This window comes from Chryseobacterium oryzae, from assembly GCF_022811665.1.
In the GTDB taxonomy this organism is placed as follows: Bacteria; Bacteroidota; Bacteroidia; order Flavobacteriales; family Weeksellaceae; genus Chryseobacterium; species Chryseobacterium oryzae.
This window is the reverse complement of sequence record NZ_CP094529.1, coordinates 1,911,833-1,931,951: the sequence shown is the minus strand read 5'-3', so window position 1 is coordinate 1,931,951 and position 20,119 is coordinate 1,911,833. Positions and strand designations below refer to the sequence as shown.

Below are 20,119 nucleotides of genomic sequence, written 5' to 3'. Positions count from 1 at the left end.
TTTTCCCATGAAAGTTAGGGATAAATATTCTTTTTTAAATATGATTTATAACAGCAATGAAGCGAAATAATTTAAAATTAACTTTAAATTATTTTTCGTTAAATGTTCATGATATGATGATAATATTGGTGTTCTTTTGTCTTTCATAACTCGAAAAAAATCACGATATTTGTAAGCATTTTTATTGAAAAAATAATCTTATTAAGCTACAGATAAAATCGGGTAGCTGTTACAAAAATATGAGTCAGAAACAATATACAGCAAGTAGTATTCAGGCATTAGAAGGAATGGAGCACGTACGTATGCGTCCTTCAATGTACATTGGTGATGTAGGATTCAGAGGTCTTCACCACTTGGTTTATGAAGTAGTAGATAATTCTATTGATGAGGCTTTGGCAGGGTACTGTGATACCATCTCGGTAAACATTAAAGAAGGAAATGCTATTGAGGTGATGGATAATGGGCGTGGTATCCCTGTAGATTTTCACGAAAAAGAACAAAAGTCTGCTCTTGAAGTAGTAATGACCAAAATTGGAGCCGGAGGTAAGTTCGATAAAGATTCTTATAAAGTATCCGGAGGATTACACGGAGTTGGGGTTTCTTGTGTGAATGCACTTTCTAATGAAATGATAACGACTGTTTATCGTGACGGAAATGTTTATCAGCAGATTTATTCTAAAGGAAAAGCTCAGACAAACGTAGAAGAAATAGGAAAAAGTGATTACAGAGGTACAAAACAGTTTTTTCAGCCGGATGATACTATTTTCACAGAATTAGTTTACAATTACGATACTCTTGCTACTCGTTTAAGAGAACTTTCTTACCTTAATAAAGGTATAACCATTACGCTAACAGATGAGAGAAGTGTTCTTGAAGACGGTTCTTTCAAATCTGAAGTTTTTCACTCTGAAGGCGGTTTAAAAGAGTTTGTTGAATTTATAGACGGAAACCGAGAATCTATCATGGAAAGTGTAATTTTCATGGAAGGTGATCGTGATGATATTCCGGTGGAGGTTGCGATGAGATATAATACATCTTTCAGCGAAAATCTTCATTCTTACGTTAATAATATCAATACTCACGAAGGAGGAACTCACTTGGCGGGTTTCAGAAGGGCTTTAACAAGAACTTTGAAAAAGTATGCAGATGATTTAGGTATTCCTCAGAAAGAAAAAGTAGAAATTACAGGGGATGACTTCCGTGAAGGATTAACCGCTGTGGTTTCTGTAAAAGTTATGGAACCTCAGTTCGAGGGGCAAACAAAAACAAAACTAGGAAACTCTGAAGTTTCTGGTGCGGTTGATAAAATCGTGGGAGAAATGCTTACTAACTTTTTAGAAGAAAATCCTAACGAAGCTAAGCAGATTGTTCAGAAAGTAGTTTTAGCAGCAAAGGCAAGACAGGCAGCGAAAAAAGCTAGAGAGATGGTTCAGAGAAAATCTCCAATGGGAGGTTCTGGGCTTCCGGGAAAACTTTCAGACTGTTCTTCTAAAGATCCTCAGGAATCTGAATTATTCTTAGTAGAGGGAGATTCTGCGGGTGGAACTGCTAAACAAGGACGTGACAGACATTTTCAGGCAATTTTGCCTCTAAGAGGTAAAATATTGAATGTTGAAAAATCTATGCTCCACAAAGTTTATGATAATGAAGAGATAAAAAATATTTATACAGCTCTTGGTGTTTCTGTAGGAACTGAAGAAGACAGCAAAGCACTGAATATGACAAAACTGAGATATCATAAAATCGTTATCATGACCGATGCCGATATAGATGGTTCTCACATTTCGACATTAATTCTTACGTTTTTCTTCCGTTTTATGAAAGAACTTATAGAAAACGGATATGTTTACATTGCTCAGCCTCCTTTATATCTTTTGAAGAAAGGAAACAAAAAAGTGTATGCTTATAACGAAAAAGAGCGTGAAGATTTTACTTTAGAAATGTCTCCAGATGGAAAAGGTGTAGAAGTACAGCGTTACAAAGGTCTTGGAGAAATGAATCCTGAACAGCTTTGGGAAACAACTCTTAATCCTGAAAACAGAATTCTAAAACAGGTAACCATCGATAATGCAGTTGAAGCAGATAATGTATTTTCTATGTTGATGGGCGATGAAGTTCCGCCAAGAAGAGAATTTATTGAGAAAAATGCAAAATATGCTAAGATTGATGCATAATCATCTCATTAATAATATTTTAAAGGCTCCATTTTTATGGAGTCTTTTTTTTGTTTAGAAACACAATAATTCTCATCTGAAGGATAGTTTTTTTTAACATTTTATTAAGATTTTTTATATTTTTGAGAAAATAATAACTAATGATGAAATTATGGTGTATAGGAGCATTTTCTTTAGCTTCTTTTTACTATGCTCAAAATTATCCAGTATCCGAAATTAGTGATGTACTTAAAAAGAATGCAAGTGCTGTTATCAGGAATGAAAGTACAGTTTTGGAAATTAATAAAATAGATGAAATATTCTACCGAAATTCTTCAGCTATTACTGTAATCAACAAAGATGCAGTTGGTTTTTCTGTTCCTAAAATATATTATGAAAAAGGAAATACAGTTTCGAATATAAAAGTAACAATATATGATGAGAAAGGAGCTAAAGTAAAAAGCTACTCTAGAAGTGATTTCTCCGATGTTGCAGCAAATTCCCAAGGCTCATTTTATTCAGATAACAGGATGATGTATCTGTCTTACACACCCACAAGTTATCCTTATACCATAGAGTTTAGTTACGATCAAAAAGATCAGAATACGGTTTTTATTCCGGATTTCATTCCCTATTATGGTTTTAATATTTCTTTACAGAAAAGCAGTTTTAAAATTATTAATAAATCAGGAATTAATTTACGTTCAAAAACTTATGATTCTTCTTTTGGCTTTGCTTCGGTAAATGTATCAGATGAGGATGGTGGTAAATTGTATACCTATCAGAATATTCCGGCGATGGATCATGAAGATATGGTTCCTAATCCACAAAAAATACTTCCAAAAGTAAGTTTTTCCTTAGATCAGTTTAGTTTAGTCGGAAAAAAAGGGAATATCACTACTTGGAAAGATTTTGGTTTATGGTATTATAACAATCTTCTGAAACCAGTTTCTGTGTCTACTCCGCAAATAAAATCTGAAATTGCTGCACTTAATCTTTCTGGATCTACGGAGGAAAGAGTGAAGAAAATCTATCAGTATATGCAGAGTAAAACAAGATATGTATTCGTAGCGTTGGGAATTGGAGGTTGGCAGCCAATGATGCCGGATGAAGTTCAAAAAAAAGGATATGGTGATTGTAAAGGTCTTACCAATTATATGAAAACACTTTTGGATGAAGCAGGAATAAATTCTTATTATGTAATTGTTAATTCTAATTCTTCACCTATAAGTTTTGATGTTAATTTTCCAAAAATGGCAGGTAACCATGTGATTTTGGTAGTTCCCACAGAAAAGGGAAATATTTGGCTGGAAAATACATCTCAGGAAATGGCTTATAATCATTTAAGTTTCAATACGACGGATAGAAATGTTTTGGCTGTAAAACCAAATGGAATCGACATCATGGAAACTCCAAGTTATTCTTCTCAGCAGAATAAAGAAAAACAGGTATTAAATGTTCAGCTAAATCCGGATAAAACAATCACAGGAAATGGGAAATTTATTTATACAGGAAATCAGTATGATTTTAATTTAGTATTTGCCGGATTAGGACAAAGCGAAAAAAATAATACCATAAAAAATAGGCTCAGTACTTTAGATTTTGAAAAGATTGAGATGTCTGATTTCAAAAATAACAGAGATTTAGCAACAATCGATTTTGATTTGAATTTCAAGGCTGTTAATTATTCTAAAATCGTGGGTTCTAGTTATATTTTCAGAGCTGTTCCTATTTATACGAATTCTATATATCATCAAAATGAAAAACGAAACCTTCCTTTTGAAATTCGTTTTTCTTATGAAGATGAATATGAAATTATTTATAAGCTTCCGCTAGGATATACTATTGAAGAAATGCCGGAAAATGGAAGCATTAATTCAGAATTTGGCAGTTATAAAATATCTTTCGAAAAGAAAGAAGATCAGCTTATTGTAAAAAGGTTTTTTCAGGTAAACAAAGGGCTTTTTCCTAAAGAAAAGTATAATGACTATGTAAGTTTCAGAAAAAAAATTATGAATTCCGACAACTCAAAAATTTTAATTTCAAAAAAATCTTAAATGAGAAATATAATCATGCTATTTGCTGTATTTTGTATGAGTACAGCTCTTTTTGCACAAGAACAAAAATTCTTGAAGATGCCTAAGTTTAATAAAGATGATCTTAAAAAAGAAAAATCTGAAATTGAACCGAAAGCTCCTGCAGAAATATTATATCGCTCCATACACTTCCGTATAGATAGTAACTCCGGAAACCTTATTAAAGAATATACTTATCGTGTGAAAATCTATGACAAAGACAAATCTGAAGATTGGCATAATCTGGAGGTTTCTCTTTATGATAACAATTCCGGAGACCGCGAAGTTTTGATGAATATGAATGCATTAGTGTACAATCTTGAAGGAGATAATATAGTAGAAACTAAAGTGGATAAAAGTTCTAAATTCAGATCGAAAGAAAATAAATATAGAACCGTAAATAAATATGCATTTCCAGCTATAAAAAATGGGTCAATTTTAGAGTATCATTACGAAGTTTCTTCACCGTTTATATATGAAATTCCCTTAATCTACATTGAATTGGATACTCCTTCAGTCTATACAGAATATGTTCTAGATTCACCAATACAAGTTTCTTATAGTGTAGATTTTACAGGAGAGTTATTTCCCAAATATAAAATTATTAATGAAGCAATAATGTATGGTTCACATTATAAGACTTATAGATTTGGGTACGATAATCTTAAAAGTTTTAAGACTGAAAAATTTGTAAAAAATAATGATAATTATAGAACAAAAATCAGAGCAGAACTTCATTCCACCTATATAAGAAATAACATTAAAATGTATACTACTACTTGGGAGGATATTAGAAGAGAACTATGGGATGCTGAATTTTTTGGCTCTCAATACAAAAAAGATAGATTGGTAAAAGAATTAATTACTCCAGAAATTCTTGGTGATAAAGATGATCTTTCTAAGGCTAATAAAATTTTAGAATATGTAAAGACTAACTTTACATGGAATCAAAATAATGGTATCTATGCAGAAAATGGAGTGAGAGATCTTATTAAAAATAAAACGGGGAATGATTCTGATATTAATTTAATGTTGACTGCAATGTTCAGGAGTGCCAATATTACTGCTTATCCTATTCTTATTTCTACCGTGAGTAATGGAAGCGTTAATTTAACACTTCCCAATCTAGGCAATTTTAATTATGTAATTGTAGGAGTCGAAATAAACAAAGAATTTTACCTTTTTGATGCAACTTCTAAACAATCTAAGGCTAATCTTTTACCATTACGAGTATGGAATGATAATGGGCTTATACTGAAAGATAATAAAGCAGAAATTATTTCTATTAATAATACTAATATAAGTTACAGTAATTATAAACTTAAAGCAAAAATAAATTCTGATGGTACCATTTCAGGTGAGTATCAAGATCAAGATGAAGGTATGTTAGCAATGAATGCAAAAGAAAGATTTGATGAAAATCCGGATAAATATAAAAAACAATATAAGAATAACTTTTCAGTGGATTTCACGAATATCAACTCTAGAGCTTTGAATGGAGTAGAGTTTCGATCTACTATGGCTTTTACCTCAAATAATATGATTGATGTTATTGGAAAAAAAATGATTCTGAATCCTCTTTTATTTTTACATCAAACTAAAAATGATTTCGATCAGCAGGATGAAAGAAAATATAGAATAGATTTTATTTCACCAATGAGTAAAATAAAAATGGTGGAAATAGAAATTCCTGAGGGATATGAAGTTGCTGAACTGCCAAAAAATAAAAAAATCCTTACGGAAGATAAAGAAATTAGCTATTCTTATACTGTTGAGAAAAAAGATAATAAAATTCTAACATTTTCAGAATATAATATTGCAAGTGGAAATTATCCTAAAGAATATTACCCGGCATTCAAACAAATATGGAAGGTAATTTCGGATTGTGAAAGTCAAGTTATGAGCTTAATTAAGAAATAATAGATTATTATTTTTATATAAATTTTAAAAACCATTCATTTTGTGAATGGTTTTTGCATTTTGATAGGAAAATAAATTATTATGAAAAGTAATGTTCTTCCCATTTTGTTTTCTGTTTCTTTTCTTTTTACTGCTTGCCAAAAGACTGATTTAAAAACAGAAAATAAAAGTCCAGAAAAATTTGCGATAGATTCTCTTAAAGTAAATGATTCTGTAAAAGTAAACGAAAAGTTATCTTTGAAATACGAATCGAAAGTGCTTTTATTTCCTTCCATAACAGATAAATCGCTATTGGATAGTATTTATTACGACAAAAAAGGAATTTCAGATTTTTCAAAACAAGGTTTAACTTCTTTTATAGAAAAAGAAAAAAATAATTATTTTTCATCTTTAAGAGGTAGAGATGAGGATTGGATGAAAGATTTACCCAACCCTCAAACTTGGGATTCAAGTTCTTTAATGAAGCTGAAATCTCTTTCAGACGATTTTCTTCAGATTGAATATATGTTCAGTTCTTATGAAGGTGGAGCTCACGGCAATTATGGTTTTGCAGACAGAGTATTCGATTTAAAAAACAATAAAAAAGTTCAGCTTACAGATATTACATCCATAAAAACTTTGAAGCTTCAGGAGTTATTGAAGAAAAATATCAATAAAATTCCTAGTGGAACAACTGACGATAAAGGAAACGTGAAAAATTCTGATATGCTTCTGGTAGATGTTATTCCTGTAAATAATAATTTCTATTTTGATAATAAAAATCTTTATTTTCATTACAGCCCTTACGAAATAGCCGCATTTGCGGCAGGTGATATTGTAATCCCCGTTTCTTGGCAGGAATTGAAAGGTACACTTAATCCTCAGTTTGCTGAAAGAATGAAAATTCAATAAAAATAAATTACTCAATGATATTTTTCTTCAATTCCAATAAAATATCAATGAAGACTAAGAATATTTCAAACATATTTGCGTAAATTTGGCTTATTCTAGCTTATAATAAGCTTTTTCAAATCTTTTTGAATTTCAAATTAATCCTAAAAGTAAAATTTTAAAATGAAAAATATTTTTTTAAGTATATGCACATTTGCTCTTTTGGCATCTTGCGGAACGACCAAAAATGCTTCTGCTGCAAAAGTAGGAAAGGAGCAACCATCTATTGTCAATACGAAATGGGCTTTAGCAGATAACGTAAAAGGACAGATTCCTACGTTACAGATTGAAGGTTCAAAAATTAATGGAAATTCTGGTTGCAACAGATTTTTTGGTGGAGTAGTGATGGATACCACATCTGGAAAATTTGAAACTTCTGGGGTGGGTTCTACCAGAATGGCTTGCAATAATATGTCGGTAGAAAAGAATTTTCTGGATATGCTTCAGAAAGCTAACAAATATGTTGTTTCTGGAGATACTTTAGAATTGTATCAGGATAATCTCTTGCTTTTGAAATTTAATAAATCTGAATAGATTATTGCTTACATATAAATAAAAAGGCTGTCTTAGAAATTTAGACAGCCTTTTATTTTACTTTTTGCGAGAAAAATTGCTTTTGTTTTTCGGTTTTTTAAATCCAATATCTTTTCTCTGTTGAGTTGGATGGGATGATTTCGGTTTTGGTACAAAAGGTTTATTATTAGAATCTCTTTTTTGTACAACCAAATCGTCTGTATGGTATGGATGGTCTTTTACTACAGGAATTTTCATTCCGATTAGTTTTTCGGTATCTTTTAGATTCAGCAAATCTAATCCGTCTACAAAAGATATTGAACTTCCTTTTGCACCAGCTCTACCGGTTCGTCCAATTCGGTGCACATACGTTTCGGCAACATCAGACAATTCAAAATTAATTACATATTTCAGCTCATCAATATCAATACCTCTTGCAGCAATATCTGTAGCAACCAATACTCTTGTTTTGCCCGATTTGAAGTTGTTTAAAGCATTTTGTCTTGCATTCTGCGATTTATTACCATGAATTGCCTCTGCCGTGATCTGGCTTTGCTGAAGCTTTCTCGCAATTTTATCCGAACCATGTTTTGTTCGGGCAAAAACAAGTACAGAATCCGAAATATTATTTTTTAATATATGAGTGAGGAGGTCGAGTTTGTTTTCTTTTTCAACAAAATAAACCGCCTGTTTTATGGTTTCTGCAGTAGAAGAAATGGGTGTTACAGAAACTTTTATAGGAGTATTCAGGATAGAATCTGCAAGTTTTTGAATTTCCGTAGGCATAGTAGCAGAAAAGAAAAGTGTTTGTCTTTTCTGAGGTAAAAGCTTAATAATTCTTTTTACATCATGTACAAAACCCATATCCAGCATTCTGTCTGCCTCATCCAAAACGAATATTTCCAGATTTTTTAAGCTGATGATTCCCTGCGCAACAAAATCCAATAATCTTCCGGGTGTGGCAACCAAAATATCTACTCCTTTTCTAAGTGCTGCTTCTTGGTTTCCTTGTTTTACTCCACCAAATATTACCAGTTTTCTTAACGGTAAATTTCTGCCGTATGCATTGAAACTTTCTTCAATCTGAATGGCAAGTTCTCTGGTTGGCGTAAGAATTAAAGCTTTGATGAAATTATTTTTCGGAGCTTTTCTTTCTGTAAGATTTTGAAGAATAGGAATGGCGAAAGCCGCTGTTTTTCCTGTTCCGGTCTGGGCTGTACCCAAGACATCTCTGTGTTCTAATATGGAAGGTATTGCCTGTTCCTGAATGGGAGTTGGCTTTTCGTATCCTTCAGTTTGAAGCGCATCTAAGATGGGCTTAATCAATTTTAAGTCGGTAAATAACAAATTCTTAATGTGTATTAAATAATGCGGGTGAAGCAGTTTACTTCATCATTTTTAGCAGATCTGCTAAAATTATTAACAGAATTTTAAAGCCATATCAATGAGCTTTATGGCTGAGAATGCCGCGAAATATAATGCAAAGATAGTGTAAAAATTTCATAAAGCTCTATTTCAGCTTTTTTCGGGTTGTCAGGATGCTTTAATTCTTCAAAAACCGATTGAGTTCGTATAAATTTTTGTTATTTTGAAGTCAGAAAAACGTTTACATGTATAATTTTTTAAAATCGATTGTAAAGAATATTATTCCTCAGAAATTGCTTATTGAAAATGAGGATAATTTCAGAAAGTTGCTAAAGCCTTTCTATAAAGGAAAAAATTATGAATGTAATATTTGCACAACTCAACTGAAGAAATTTGCTGAGTTGGAAAACGGGCAGTTAATTTGTCCAGTCTGCGGAAGTTTACCGAGAACACGAAGACTCAACCAGCTTTTAGAACAGAAATATCTAAAGCCCAATATGCTTTTTCTTGATTTTTCACCTTCCAGAATGTTGTATAAAAAATGGAAAAAAAGAAATGATATTTTTTATTTTCCAACCGATTTCGAAAACGAATTTCTTTCGGATTATCATTTTGATATTACCAATATTAATGCAGAGAACGAAAAGTTTAATCTTGTGGTTTGTTACCATATTTTAGAGCATATTGTTGAAGATCAAAAAGCAATGTCGGAATTGTACAGGGTTTTGAAAACTAATGGAACTGTTTTAATTCAAACACCTTTTAAAGACGGAGAAATTTATGAAGATTACAGTATTAATTCTCCTGAAGGACGTTTGAAGTATTTCGGACAGGAAGATCATGTAAGAATTTATTCGGTTTTAGGTTTGGAAAACAGACTGAAAAATGCCGGATTTAAAACTGAAGTAAAAGTCTTTGATGAAAACGATTATTTAGGTTTTTCAAAAAACGAAACGGTAATTGTTTGCGAAAAATAATTGTAAATTTTTCTTATTATTTTCTGAAAATCAAAATAAACAAACCTCGAAATGCATTCCGAGGTTTGTTTATATTTTAGCGAATAAAATTCAATAATTTTTATCCGTGCAGTCTTTTCCAGATAGCATCTTTAAGTTCCATTAATCCTTCTCCAGTTACACCGGAGAAAAATAAAGGCTTTCTGTTTTCAGGAAACTCTGCTGAGATTTCTTTTTTCAGTTCATCATCTAAAAGATCAGATTTGGAAACCGAAATAATAAAATCTTTATCTAAAAGTTCAGGATTGTACTCTTTCAACTCGTTCTCAAGAATTTTAAATTCCTGAAAATGATCTTCAGAATCCGCAGGAATGAGAAATAAAAGGATAGAATTTCTTTCAATATGTCTTAAAAAACGATGTCCCAAGCCTTTACCTTCGGCAGCTCCTTCAATAATTCCCGGGATATCTGCCATTACAAAAGATTTGTAATTTCTGTAATCTACAATTCCTAAATTGGGAGTTAAAGTAGTAAATGCATAATTGGCAATTTTCGGCTTTGCAGCAGAAACAGAAGATAAAAGTGTAGATTTTCCCGCATTTGGAAAGCCTACTAATCCTACATCTGCAAGAATTTTAAGCTCGAAAACAACGAAGCCTTCTTGTCCATCCATTCCAGGTTGTGCAAAACGTGGAGTTTGGTTGGTAGAAGATTTGAAGTGCTCGTTTCCTTTTCCGCCCATTCCGCCTTCCATGAGGATAATTTCCTGTCCGTCCTCCAGAATTTCACCAATAATTTCGCCTTCTTCATTTTTCGCAATAGTTCCGATAGGAACTTCTATGTAAACATCTGCTCCGTAAGCTCCTGTAAGTTGGTTTTTTCCTCCGTTTTCACCTCGTTCTGCTTTTATGTGACGGGTGTAACGTAGTGGAAGTAAAGTCCATTCGTTGGCATTTCCTTTCATGATGACGTGTCCGCCACGACCTCCGTCGCCACCATCAGGTCCTCCTTTAGGAATATATTTTTCGCGACGTAGATGGGCAGAACCTGCACCGCCATGACCGCTTTTACAATGGATTTTTACGTAATCTACAAAATTTGACATATTTTTTTACTTAGGATTTAGGGCTTAGAGCTTAGAATTTAGGTTAATACCTGTTACCTAATTTCTAAACCCTAATTCCTTATTTTACTTTTTCTACTTCAGCGAAAAGTTTTTCTGAAATTTCATTGATGTCTCCAACACCGTTAATTTCTACATATTTACCTTGCTGCTTGTATAATTCGGCTACTTCGGCAGTTTTTGCGTAGTATTCTTTAATTCTGTTTTCTATGATTTCCACATTGCTGTCATCAGATCTTCCGCTCACTTCACCTCTTTTCAGTAATCTTTCTACTAAAATTGAATCTTCTACAACCAAAGAAAGACAAACATCAATCTCATCATTCAGTTCTTCTTTTACAATTTTTTCCAAAGCTTCTGTCTGAACTGCTGTTCTAGGATACCCATCAAAAATAAATCCTGCGGCATCGGTAGGTTTTCTTATTTCATCAACCAACATATCTGTGGTTACCTGATCGGGAACCAATTCTCCTTTGTCGATGTAGGATTTTGCCAATTTCCCCAGTTCGGTATCGTTTTTCATGTTGAATCTGAAAAGATCACCTGTAGAAATTTGTTTCAGATTAAATTTGTCGATAAGGTTTTGAGCTTGTGTACCTTTTCCGCTTCCCGGAGGACCAAACAGAACAATGTTTATCATAATGTTAAGTGCTTTTTGCAATAGGCGTCTGGCTTTTGCAGGGTGCTTTTGCTTTTAGCTTTTTTAAGTTATTATTAAATTTATTTCTAATTTAAGTTGGGGCTAAAAGCTATCAGCTTTCAGCCAACAGCGCTTAATGGTTAATCTGTCCTTCTTCTAACTGGTAAAGATTTGGTAGGTTTCTTCCTAATTCATCATAATCTAAACCGTAACCGAGAACAAATTTGTTAGGAATTTCTTTTCCAATATAATCCAGCTTGAAATCTTTTTTATAAACTTCGGGTTTTAATAGGAAAGAAGCCAGTTTTACAGATTTAGGACGCTGTGTTTCGGTGAAATATTTAAAAAGACTTTCTACAGTATTTCCCGTATCTACAATATCTTCTACCAAAATGATGTGGCGGTCTTTAATATCTTTGGTTAATTCCATTTTCTGATAAACAATTCCCGTAGATTCTGTTCCTACATAAGAACTCATTTGGATGAATGCTATTTCGCAGGAACCGGGATAATGTTTCAGAAGATCGGAGAAAAACATGATTACTCCATTCAGTACACCCACAAAAATTGGTGTTTCGTCTTTGTAATCTTCGTATATTTTTAAAGCGGTAGCTTTTACAATTTCCTGAATTTCGGCGTCCTTTAGATAGGGTACAAAAGTTTTGTCGTGTACTTGTATACTTTCCATAAAATTTTTCGTAGGATGCAAAGTTACGTTTTTTTGATTAAAAAATGATGCTCCTTTTCAATCGCAGTCTAATAATAGAATAAGAATATTTATTTCCGAGAAATAAGAATTTTCTTTAAATTTTTATTCAGATTAAGGAAACTGTAAACTTATTTTTCTTTTCTGTAACAATTGGTCTAAATTTTAGACTTTTTACATATAACTTAACTCAAATTACATGGAAAAAGTTTTATCAGTAAAGAATCTGACGAAAAAATTCAAAAGAGTGGTGGTGAACAATATTTCTTTCGATGTAGAAAGAGGAAATGTTTACGGACTTCTCGGCCCCAACGGAAGTGGGAAATCTACTACTTTCGGAATGTTGCTTTCCACCATTAATCCTACAAGTGGCGACTGGTTTTGGTTTGGTAAAAAAGGAACCGATCCCGAAACTTTAAAAAGAATTGGAGCAATTATAGAGCAGCCCAATTTTTATCCTTACCTAAGTGCAGAAACTAATCTTAAAATTGTTGCAGAAATAAAGGGAACTCCGTCTGCAAGAATTGATGAAGTTTTGAACATGGTTAAGCTTCTGGAAAGAAAAAAAGATAAATTCAAAACTTTTTCGTTAGGGATGAAACAACGTTTAGCCATTGCTTCTGCTTTGCTGAATAATCCTGAAGTTCTTATTCTGGATGAGCCAACCAACGGACTGGATCCGGAAGGAATTATTCAAATTAGAGAAATAATTGGTTCTATTGCACAACAGGGTATTACTATTATCATTGCGAGTCATCTTTTGGATGAAATTGAAAAAATTTGCAGCCATGTAATTGTTCTGAAAGAAGGAACAGCGATTTATTCGGGAAGAGTAGATGAAATGACCAGCAATCAGGGCTTTTTTGAACTGAAAGCAGATCAAAATACCGCATTATTGAGTGCTTTGGAAGAATTGCAGTGGTTCAGTTCTGTATCTACAGAAGGCGATATGGTTAAAGCACAGATTCGTGATGATGCTTCAATTTCTGCTTCAGCACTCAATCAGAAATTAGCAGAGAAAGGTATTTATCTTTCTCACTTGGCAAAGAAAAAGAAATCTTTAGAAAATCAATTCCTAGAACTTGTAAAAAACAAACAATAATCATGATGAAGCTATTAAAATTAGAATATTATAAAAACCTGAATTACACTCCATTTAAGGTTTTTACAATTATGTATTTTGCCATTCTTGTTATCTTTCTTTTTATGGGTTTGGCAGATCTGGAAATTTTTGGCAGTACAATTAATTTAAAAGAACAGGGAATGTATAATTTCCCTGAAATTTGGAATTTTACCACCTATATTGTGGCATTGCTGAAGATATTTTTAGGACTTATCATTGTTTTCTCCATTTGCCAAGAATTCAGCAACAGGATGTTTAAACAAAATACAATAGACGGACTGAGTAGAGAAGAGTTTATCGGTTCAAAGCTTCTTACGATAAGTATTTTTACCATTATTTCTACAATACTTGTTTTCGGAATTACTTTGTTTTTAGGGCTGAATTATTCTAAAACTACCGATTCTGCATTGGTGTATCAGGAAATGTACTTTATAGGAAGTTATTTTCTTAAGTTGTTTACATTCTTCTGTTTTCTGATGTTTTTATCCATATTGTTAAGAAAATCTATGTTTGTGTTTTTGGCATTTTTCGCATTATGGGTTGGCGAATCTATTATTGGCGGAATAGAAACTTTTGCAAAAGTTCAAGGTACACAGATGGCAGAAAGAAATGAAATTCTTCAGCATGATTTTTTCTTCAGTAAGTTACTTCCGTTAGAAAGTATGTCTAGTCTAATTCCTAATCCTATGTTCAGGCTTAATATGGCAAAAGCATTAGGTTTAAAATACGAATTTACTTATCCTATAGACAGTCTTATTGCCTGTGTCGTTTGGTGCGGTTTGTTTATTTTAGGCTCTTATTTAATATTAAAGAAAAGAGACTGGTAATTCATCAATATTATTCAAATTAAAAGTGATTCTTCGGAGTCACTTTTTTTATGATTTTACCAAAAGAATTTTATAAAATCTTGGTTCACTTTTTATATATCTTTGTGTACCAATTAAACCAAAGATTAGATATGAAAAATTCAGATTTATTGGATGTTATTATTGTTGGCGGAAGTTACGCCGGACTTTCTGCAGCAATGTCTTTAGGAAGATCTTTGAGGAATGTTTTAGTTCTGGATAACGGAAAGCCGTGCAACCGCCAAACACCCTATTCTCATAATTTTATTACTCATGATGGCGAAAAACCTTTAGAAATTTTGAAAAATGCAAAAAAACAGGTTGAAAATTATGATACAATAACATTTTTTGAAGGATTAGCCATAGAAGGGAAAAAAACAGAAAATGGTTTTGAAGTTATTACGGAAAACGGCGAATCGTTCAAAGCCAAAAAGCTGATTTTTGCTACAGGAATTACAGATGATATTCCGAATATTAAAGGATTTAAAGAATGTTGGGGAATTTCGCTTATTCATTGTCCTTATTGTCACGGTTACGAATTCCGAAACAGAAAAACTGCAATTATTGCCAATGGCGACAGAGGTTTTCATCTTTCTTCAATCATAAAAAACCTTACGGATGACATTACCATTTTTACGAGAGGAGAAGCTTGTTTTACTGAAGAGCAACTTCAGAAACTTTCTGAAAATAAAATCTCCATCATCGAAACAGAGATTGAAGAAATGGTTCATCATAAAGGAAATGTTGATTATTTGAGCTTGAATAACGGCGAAAAATTGAATTTTGATGCCGTTTACGGAGCATTTCATTTCAAACAGCATTCGGATATTCCCGGATCTTTAGGCTGCAAGTTTACAGAGCATGGTCATTTGGTCGTAGATCATAAACAAATGACGACAGAAGCCGGAATTTATGCATGTGGAGACAACTCCAGTATTCTGCGGTCGGTTGCCAATGCTGTACATACAGGAAATTTTACAGGAGCAATGGTGAATATGGAGCTAAGCAATGAAGTTTTTTGAGGATATGGTAAGATTAACACAGTTTAATGCTTTCCAATACATTTCCATTTTATAATTTTGCGGGAATGGAAAGAATTGCGTTTATCATTAATCCTTTTTCGGCGAAGAAAAATTATCATCCGTTTCTTAACGATCTGAAATCTAAGGTAAAAGATCCTTTATATTATATTTCGGAATCTATACAGGGAACCGATGAATTTATTTTAAAACATTTTAATGATGTTGATATTTTTGTGGCAATAGGCGGAGATGGAACCATTTCAACCGTTGCCCAGAATCTTATTAATACGGAAAAAATTCTCGCTATTTTCCCGGCAGGTTCAGGAAATGGATTTTCCAACGAAACACAGTTCAGTAAAAATTTAGGAGAGCTTTTAAAAAAGCTTGAAGATAAAAAATCAAGAAAAATAGATACTTTTACGGTTAACGGAAAGCTTTCTATTAATGTTTCAGGGACAGGTTTCGACGGAAAAGTGGTGAAAGAGTTTGAAAAAACTACACGCGGATTCAAAAATTACATTAAAGTTTCCCTGAAAACATTTTTCAGTTATAAACCCATCAAGCTGAAGTTTTTTGATGAAAATTATAAGCAGTACAACGGAAAATATCTAATGATTAATATTGCCAACACCCGCCAGTTTGGTAACAATGCTTATATTGCTCCAATGGCGAGTAAAAGCGATGGTTTGGTGGATATGGTTTTGGTAAAGAAATTTCCGATTACTTATTCTCCTTTTTTTGCGTTCAGAATGTTTACCAAAAAGCTGAAAGAGGACAATTACATCACGTATTTACCGGTTTCAGAAATAGAATTTAAAGTCAATACTAAAAATTGGCATCTGGATGGGGAATTCAATAAAATTAAATCTCCCATTCATATAAAAGTGCAGCCTTCGAGCCTCAATATTTTGATTTAAAGGTCTGTTTATATTTTATAGCCTTTCATTAATCTAAGCTAATTCGAGGTAAGGATTTATAACATGTAAAGCTTCATATTGAAAAATCGGTTAGAAAATTTCTAACCGATTCTTTTTTTGATGAATATTTCGTAAGCAAGATAGATCAAAGGTAAAGACATGATTGCAATAAACAATGCATTCTGGATGGCACTTTCAGGATGAACAATAACTGCATAAACCAATCCGAAAAATGCTCCTCCCAAATGAGCAGCATGCCCAATATTATCATTCATTCTCGGATTCAGCATCATATATACAGAATAGCTGAAATACAACAAACCAAAAATAAACCCTGGAATCGGAATCGGGATAAAGAAAAAGTAAATGCCAATTTGCGGCACCAATGCAATAGCAGAAAATAATACTCCAGAAACTCCTCCACTTGCACCAATAGCAGAATACCACGATTGATTCTGATAAATGAAGAGAGAAAAAATATTTCCTAAAAGTATCGATCCGAAATAAATTAAAAGAAATCCAAGATTACCAAATCCTTCAACAATCACGGGACCAAAAAAGTACAATGTCATCATGTTAAATAAGAGATGCATAAAATCCGCATGTAAAAATCCGGAAGAAAGCAATCTTATATATTCTTTTCTATGAAGAATAGCTCCTACATTAAACTTGTATTTCTCGAAATTTGCACTTCCGTTAGGAACTGTAAAAGTTACCAAAGCAGTAATTGCAATAATTAATATAATAATATTCATTTTTTTTAAGCTTCTGTGTTATCGTCCTCAAATAAATCTCCAATTGTACCACCATCTTCGTCTACGGAAAGTCCAAATTCTAGTTCTTCGTACAATTCCGGTTCCTCTTCAACAGGTTCGGGAACTGTAATATTAATATTTTTCACCTTGAATTTGGTAAACTGATTTCCGATGGCTTTTATTCCTTTGATGGAAATAAATTCGTCAATATTTACAGTTTCAGGATCTCTATCTTTGCCTTTATCTTTAGCAAATACAATTTCAGCAGAAGCATTATCCGAAACAATTATACTCTCTATAAAAGATTTTGGATGTTCGGATGGCATAAACGTCTGAACATTGGTGGTATTTTCCAACAAGAATCTTTTAATAAAATAGATGTCTTTTTCTCCATCATAATAAATACAGGTAACTGCCTGTTGCGGTTTCCATTTCTCTAAAATAATATATTCATCGTCGAAACGGTTACCCAAATCGAAGCTTATCAATTTGGCTTCTCCCTGAGAATTGATGGTTAAAATTTTATCATCTCCTTTAAAGTTGCCTAAAAAAGTTCCCCTCGCATCAGCATTTAGTCTTCTTACAGTATCATCGAACCAGATTTTTCTTGGTGCAAGAGTAGAAACTCCTTCTTCCTTCAAATCTACTTTTTTCACAGAATATTTTGTAACCAAATTACCTTTGGAATCTCTTCCTTTAATTGCCAACTCAGAAAAATCTATTTCCATTTTATTTTTTCTGATTCTTGGGTTTGGTTTTAGAAGAACGGTTACCACTTCTGCTTCGCCATTAGGATTGGCAGAAAAATAAAGCATTTCTGAACCTTTTTTATCGGAAGCTAAAGGATAATCTGTATTTCTGGTTACTCCTGTCACCGAAAAACGCTTCATATAATAAGGTCCTTCTCTACCTTCACGATAAATCATGTTATAAACAGTTCTCTTATCATTTTTCTTCCAAATAGCTACGTGTTGTATGTCTTTACCAATAAAAGTTTTAGCTTCTACTTTTACAACCTTCATACTTCCGTCTTTTCTGAAAGTGATGATATCATCAATATCCGAACAGTCAAACAGATATTTATCTTTCTTCAGAGAAGTTCCAATAAAGCCTTCCTCGAAATTAGCATAGAACTTTTCATTGGCTACCGCCACTTTTGTAGCATCAATAGTATCAAAAATTCTGAGTTCTGTTCTTCTTTCTTTTTCTTTTCCGTATTTTTTCTGAATATTGATATAATAATCTATTGCATAAGCAATAAGGTTGGATAAATGAAACTTTACCTGTTCTATTTTGCCCTCTAAAGCTGCAATATTTTCTTTGAATTTATCTAAATCGAATCTTGAAATTCTTTTGATTCTGATTTCCGTTAATCTGAGAATATCTTCCTGCGTAACCGCTCTCAAAAGATGAGATGTATGAGGTTTTAAGCCTTCATCAATAGTTTTAATAACTTCTTCCCAACTTTTAACTTCTTCAATATCGTGATAAATTCTGTTTTCTATGAAAATTCTTTCGAGTGAAGAAAAGTGCCAGTTTTCCTGAAGTTCGTGCAGTTCTATTTCCAGCTCTTTCTTTAATAAAGAAACGGTGTGGTCGGTATTCATTTTAAGAATTTCCGAAACACTCAAAAACATAGGTTTATCTCCTACAATAACACATGCGTTGGGAGAAATAGTAACCTGACAGTCTGTGAAAGCATAGAGTGCATCTATAGTTTTATCTGGCGAAACATCGTTGTGAAGATGAATAAGAATTTCTACCTTGTCTGAGGTATTGTCTTCAATTTTCTTTATTTTAATCTTCCCTTTTTCATTGGCTTTCAGGATAGAATCTATAAGATCGCCAGTATTTTTGGAAAAAGGTAGTTCGGTAATCATTAAGGTATGTTTATCGACCTGGGAAATTTTTGCTCTCGCTCTTACTTTCCCACCTCTTGCTCCGTCATTATATTCAGAAACATCAAGATAACCTGCTGTTAAAAAATCAGGAAAAACCTCAAATTTCTTTCCTTTAAGATAAGCAACCGAAGCATTAATAAGTTCATTAAAGTTATGCGGAAGAATTTTAGTAGAAAGACCGACTCCAATTCCTTCAACGCCTTGTGCTAAAAGTAAAGGGAATTTCACGGGAAGATCTACCGGTTCGTTATTTCTTCCATCATAAGATTTAGACCAAATGGTAGTCTTAGGATTAAATACAACTTCTAATGCAAAAGGAGTAAGTCGTGCTTCAATATATCTTGCAGCAGCGGCAGAATCTCCGGTGTAAATATTTCCCCAGTTTCCCTGCGTATCAATAAGAAGTTCTCTCTGCCCAATTCCCACCATTGCGTCTGTGATAGAAGCATCACCGTGAGGGTGATATTTCATGGTATTCCCAACAATATTGGCAACTTTATTATACCTTTCATCTTCCAGTTCTCGCATGGAATGCATAATTCTTCTCTGCACAGGCTTAAAACCATCATAAACAGACGGAATTGCTCTGTCTAAAATAACATAAGATGCATAATCGAGAAACCAGTCTTTATACAGTCCGGAAACTTTTTTTAAGCTTTCGCCTTCGTGAGCATTTTCTTCTATCATTATTTATTCTTGATATTTTTCTCTTGGTTAGCTTTTACTACTTTATTCAGAGAAAACTTTAAATCATTTACTTCTTTTTTTGTTAAATATGAAATTTCATATTTCAGCATTGTTGTACCACTATTTTTACTTGAAACTGTAACGTATAATCTTTTTACAAACAATATCGACACTACTTCATACTTAATCAGCTTATATTTTGGGAACTCATCGCTTAAATTTTTATGTAAAAACGGAATAAAATTTCTGTTTTTAAAATTGAGAGCCTCGCCATCGCTGTCATATTCGAAAATTTGTCTTCCCAATAAATGAAGCATACAGAGTAATAACAAAGGAAATATAATTAATACATAACTTGCATTACCTAAAATATCGAATTTCATTTCATTGAAAATAAAACCAATAATTCCCAGTGAAAGCAATAACAATAACAAAGTATTGAAAAAATTATAAAGCGGTACTTTCTTTTTATTACTTAGTCTCATTCT

The 20,119-nt window shown here is 32.7% G+C and carries 17 protein-coding genes; 10 read left to right on the top strand and 7 right to left on the bottom strand.

From position 1 onward, the window contains the following. Positions 1 to 239: 239 nt before the first annotated feature. From gyrB to MTP08_RS08855, 5 genes are all read left to right on the top strand, one after another. Complete coding sequence (gene gyrB, locus MTP08_RS08875; RefSeq protein ID WP_243575678.1) at positions 240 to 2,174, top strand: DNA topoisomerase (ATP-hydrolyzing) subunit B; 1,935 nt, start codon at positions 240 to 242, stop codon at positions 2,172 to 2,174. A gap of 140 nt (positions 2,175 to 2,314) precedes the next feature. Then, positions 2,315 to 4,210, top strand: a complete 1,896-nt coding sequence (locus tag MTP08_RS08870) for a DUF3857 domain-containing protein (RefSeq protein WP_243575676.1) — start codon at positions 2,315 to 2,317, stop codon at positions 4,208 to 4,210. Beyond that, on the top strand, positions 4,211 to 6,148 hold the full coding sequence (locus MTP08_RS08865) for a transglutaminase-like domain-containing protein (protein ID WP_243575675.1): 1,938 nt from the start codon (positions 4,211 to 4,213) through the stop codon (positions 6,146 to 6,148). A gap of 81 nt (positions 6,149 to 6,229) precedes the next feature. Beyond that, positions 6,230 to 7,039 (top strand): RsiV family protein, encoded by an 810-nt coding sequence (locus tag MTP08_RS08860; RefSeq protein WP_243575674.1) that lies wholly within the window; start codon positions 6,230 to 6,232, stop codon positions 7,037 to 7,039. 162 nt (positions 7,040 to 7,201) lie between these two features. Then, a complete protein-coding gene (locus tag MTP08_RS08855; protein ID WP_243575673.1) occupies positions 7,202 to 7,612 on the top strand; it encodes an META domain-containing protein in 411 nt (136 codons plus the stop codon). A gap of 57 nt (positions 7,613 to 7,669) precedes the next feature. Here the strand turns inward: MTP08_RS08855 and MTP08_RS08850 are convergent, their stop codons facing one another. Continuing rightward, entirely contained in the window at positions 7,670 to 8,938 is a 1,269-nt protein-coding gene (locus MTP08_RS08850) for a DEAD/DEAH box helicase (RefSeq protein ID WP_243575672.1), read from the bottom strand. Positions 8,939 to 9,201: 263 nt separating this feature from the next. Between MTP08_RS08850 and MTP08_RS08845 the strand changes: the two genes are divergently transcribed. After that, positions 9,202 to 9,933, top strand: a complete 732-nt coding sequence (locus tag MTP08_RS08845; protein ID WP_243575671.1) for a methyltransferase domain-containing protein — start codon at positions 9,202 to 9,204, stop codon at positions 9,931 to 9,933. A gap of 100 nt (positions 9,934 to 10,033) precedes the next feature. Here MTP08_RS08845 and obgE read toward each other — a convergent pair whose 3' ends face one another. From obgE to MTP08_RS08830, 3 genes are all read right to left on the bottom strand, one after another. Then, the gene (gene obgE / locus MTP08_RS08840; protein ID WP_243575670.1) at positions 10,034 to 11,017 is read right to left on the bottom strand and encodes a GTPase ObgE; all 984 of its coding nucleotides are present in this window, start codon (positions 11,015 to 11,017) and stop codon (positions 10,034 to 10,036) included. A 79-nt stretch (positions 11,018 to 11,096) separates the two neighbouring features. Continuing rightward, on the bottom strand, positions 11,097 to 11,675 hold the full coding sequence (locus MTP08_RS08835; RefSeq protein ID WP_209389272.1) for an adenylate kinase: 579 nt from the start codon (positions 11,673 to 11,675) through the stop codon (positions 11,097 to 11,099). A 133-nt stretch (positions 11,676 to 11,808) separates the two neighbouring features. Then, positions 11,809 to 12,363, bottom strand: coding sequence for a phosphoribosyltransferase (locus MTP08_RS08830; RefSeq protein WP_243575669.1), 555 nt, complete (start codon positions 12,361 to 12,363; stop codon positions 11,809 to 11,811). A 217-nt stretch (positions 12,364 to 12,580) separates the two neighbouring features. On the opposite strand from MTP08_RS08830, the gene MTP08_RS08825 reads away from it, so the two are divergent. The 4 genes from MTP08_RS08825 to MTP08_RS08810 all read left to right on the top strand — a co-directional run bounded on the left by MTP08_RS08825 (position 12,581) and on the right by MTP08_RS08810 (position 16,288). After that, on the top strand, positions 12,581 to 13,483 hold the full coding sequence (locus MTP08_RS08825) for an ABC transporter ATP-binding protein (protein WP_209389270.1): 903 nt from the start codon (positions 12,581 to 12,583) through the stop codon (positions 13,481 to 13,483). Positions 13,484 to 13,485: 2 nt separating this feature from the next. After that, positions 13,486 to 14,331, top strand: coding sequence for an ABC transporter permease (locus MTP08_RS08820; RefSeq protein WP_209389269.1), 846 nt, complete (start codon positions 13,486 to 13,488; stop codon positions 14,329 to 14,331). 131 nt (positions 14,332 to 14,462) lie between these two features. Then, on the top strand, positions 14,463 to 15,371 hold the full coding sequence (locus MTP08_RS08815) for an NAD(P)/FAD-dependent oxidoreductase (protein WP_243575668.1): 909 nt from the start codon (positions 14,463 to 14,465) through the stop codon (positions 15,369 to 15,371). A 65-nt stretch (positions 15,372 to 15,436) separates the two neighbouring features. Beyond that, the gene (locus MTP08_RS08810) at positions 15,437 to 16,288 is read left to right on the top strand and encodes a diacylglycerol/lipid kinase family protein (RefSeq protein ID WP_243577743.1); all 852 of its coding nucleotides are present in this window, start codon (positions 15,437 to 15,439) and stop codon (positions 16,286 to 16,288) included. A 101-nt stretch (positions 16,289 to 16,389) separates the two neighbouring features. Here the strand turns inward: MTP08_RS08810 and MTP08_RS08805 are convergent, their stop codons facing one another. The 3 genes from MTP08_RS08805 to MTP08_RS08795 are packed head-to-tail and all read right to left on the bottom strand — an operon-like array spanning position 16,390 to position 20,116. Next, complete coding sequence (locus MTP08_RS08805; RefSeq protein WP_209389416.1) at positions 16,390 to 17,043, bottom strand: rhomboid family intramembrane serine protease; 654 nt, start codon at positions 17,041 to 17,043, stop codon at positions 16,390 to 16,392. A 5-nt stretch (positions 17,044 to 17,048) separates the two neighbouring features. Beyond that, positions 17,049 to 19,631, bottom strand: coding sequence for a DNA gyrase/topoisomerase IV subunit A (locus MTP08_RS08800; protein WP_394803711.1), 2,583 nt, complete (start codon positions 19,629 to 19,631; stop codon positions 17,049 to 17,051). After that, positions 19,631 to 20,116, bottom strand: coding sequence for a hypothetical protein (locus tag MTP08_RS08795; RefSeq protein WP_243575667.1), 486 nt, complete (start codon positions 20,114 to 20,116; stop codon positions 19,631 to 19,633). Before MTP08_RS08795 ends, MTP08_RS08800 begins: the two co-directional genes overlap by 1 nt. Positions 20,117 to 20,119: the final 3 nt, after the last annotated feature.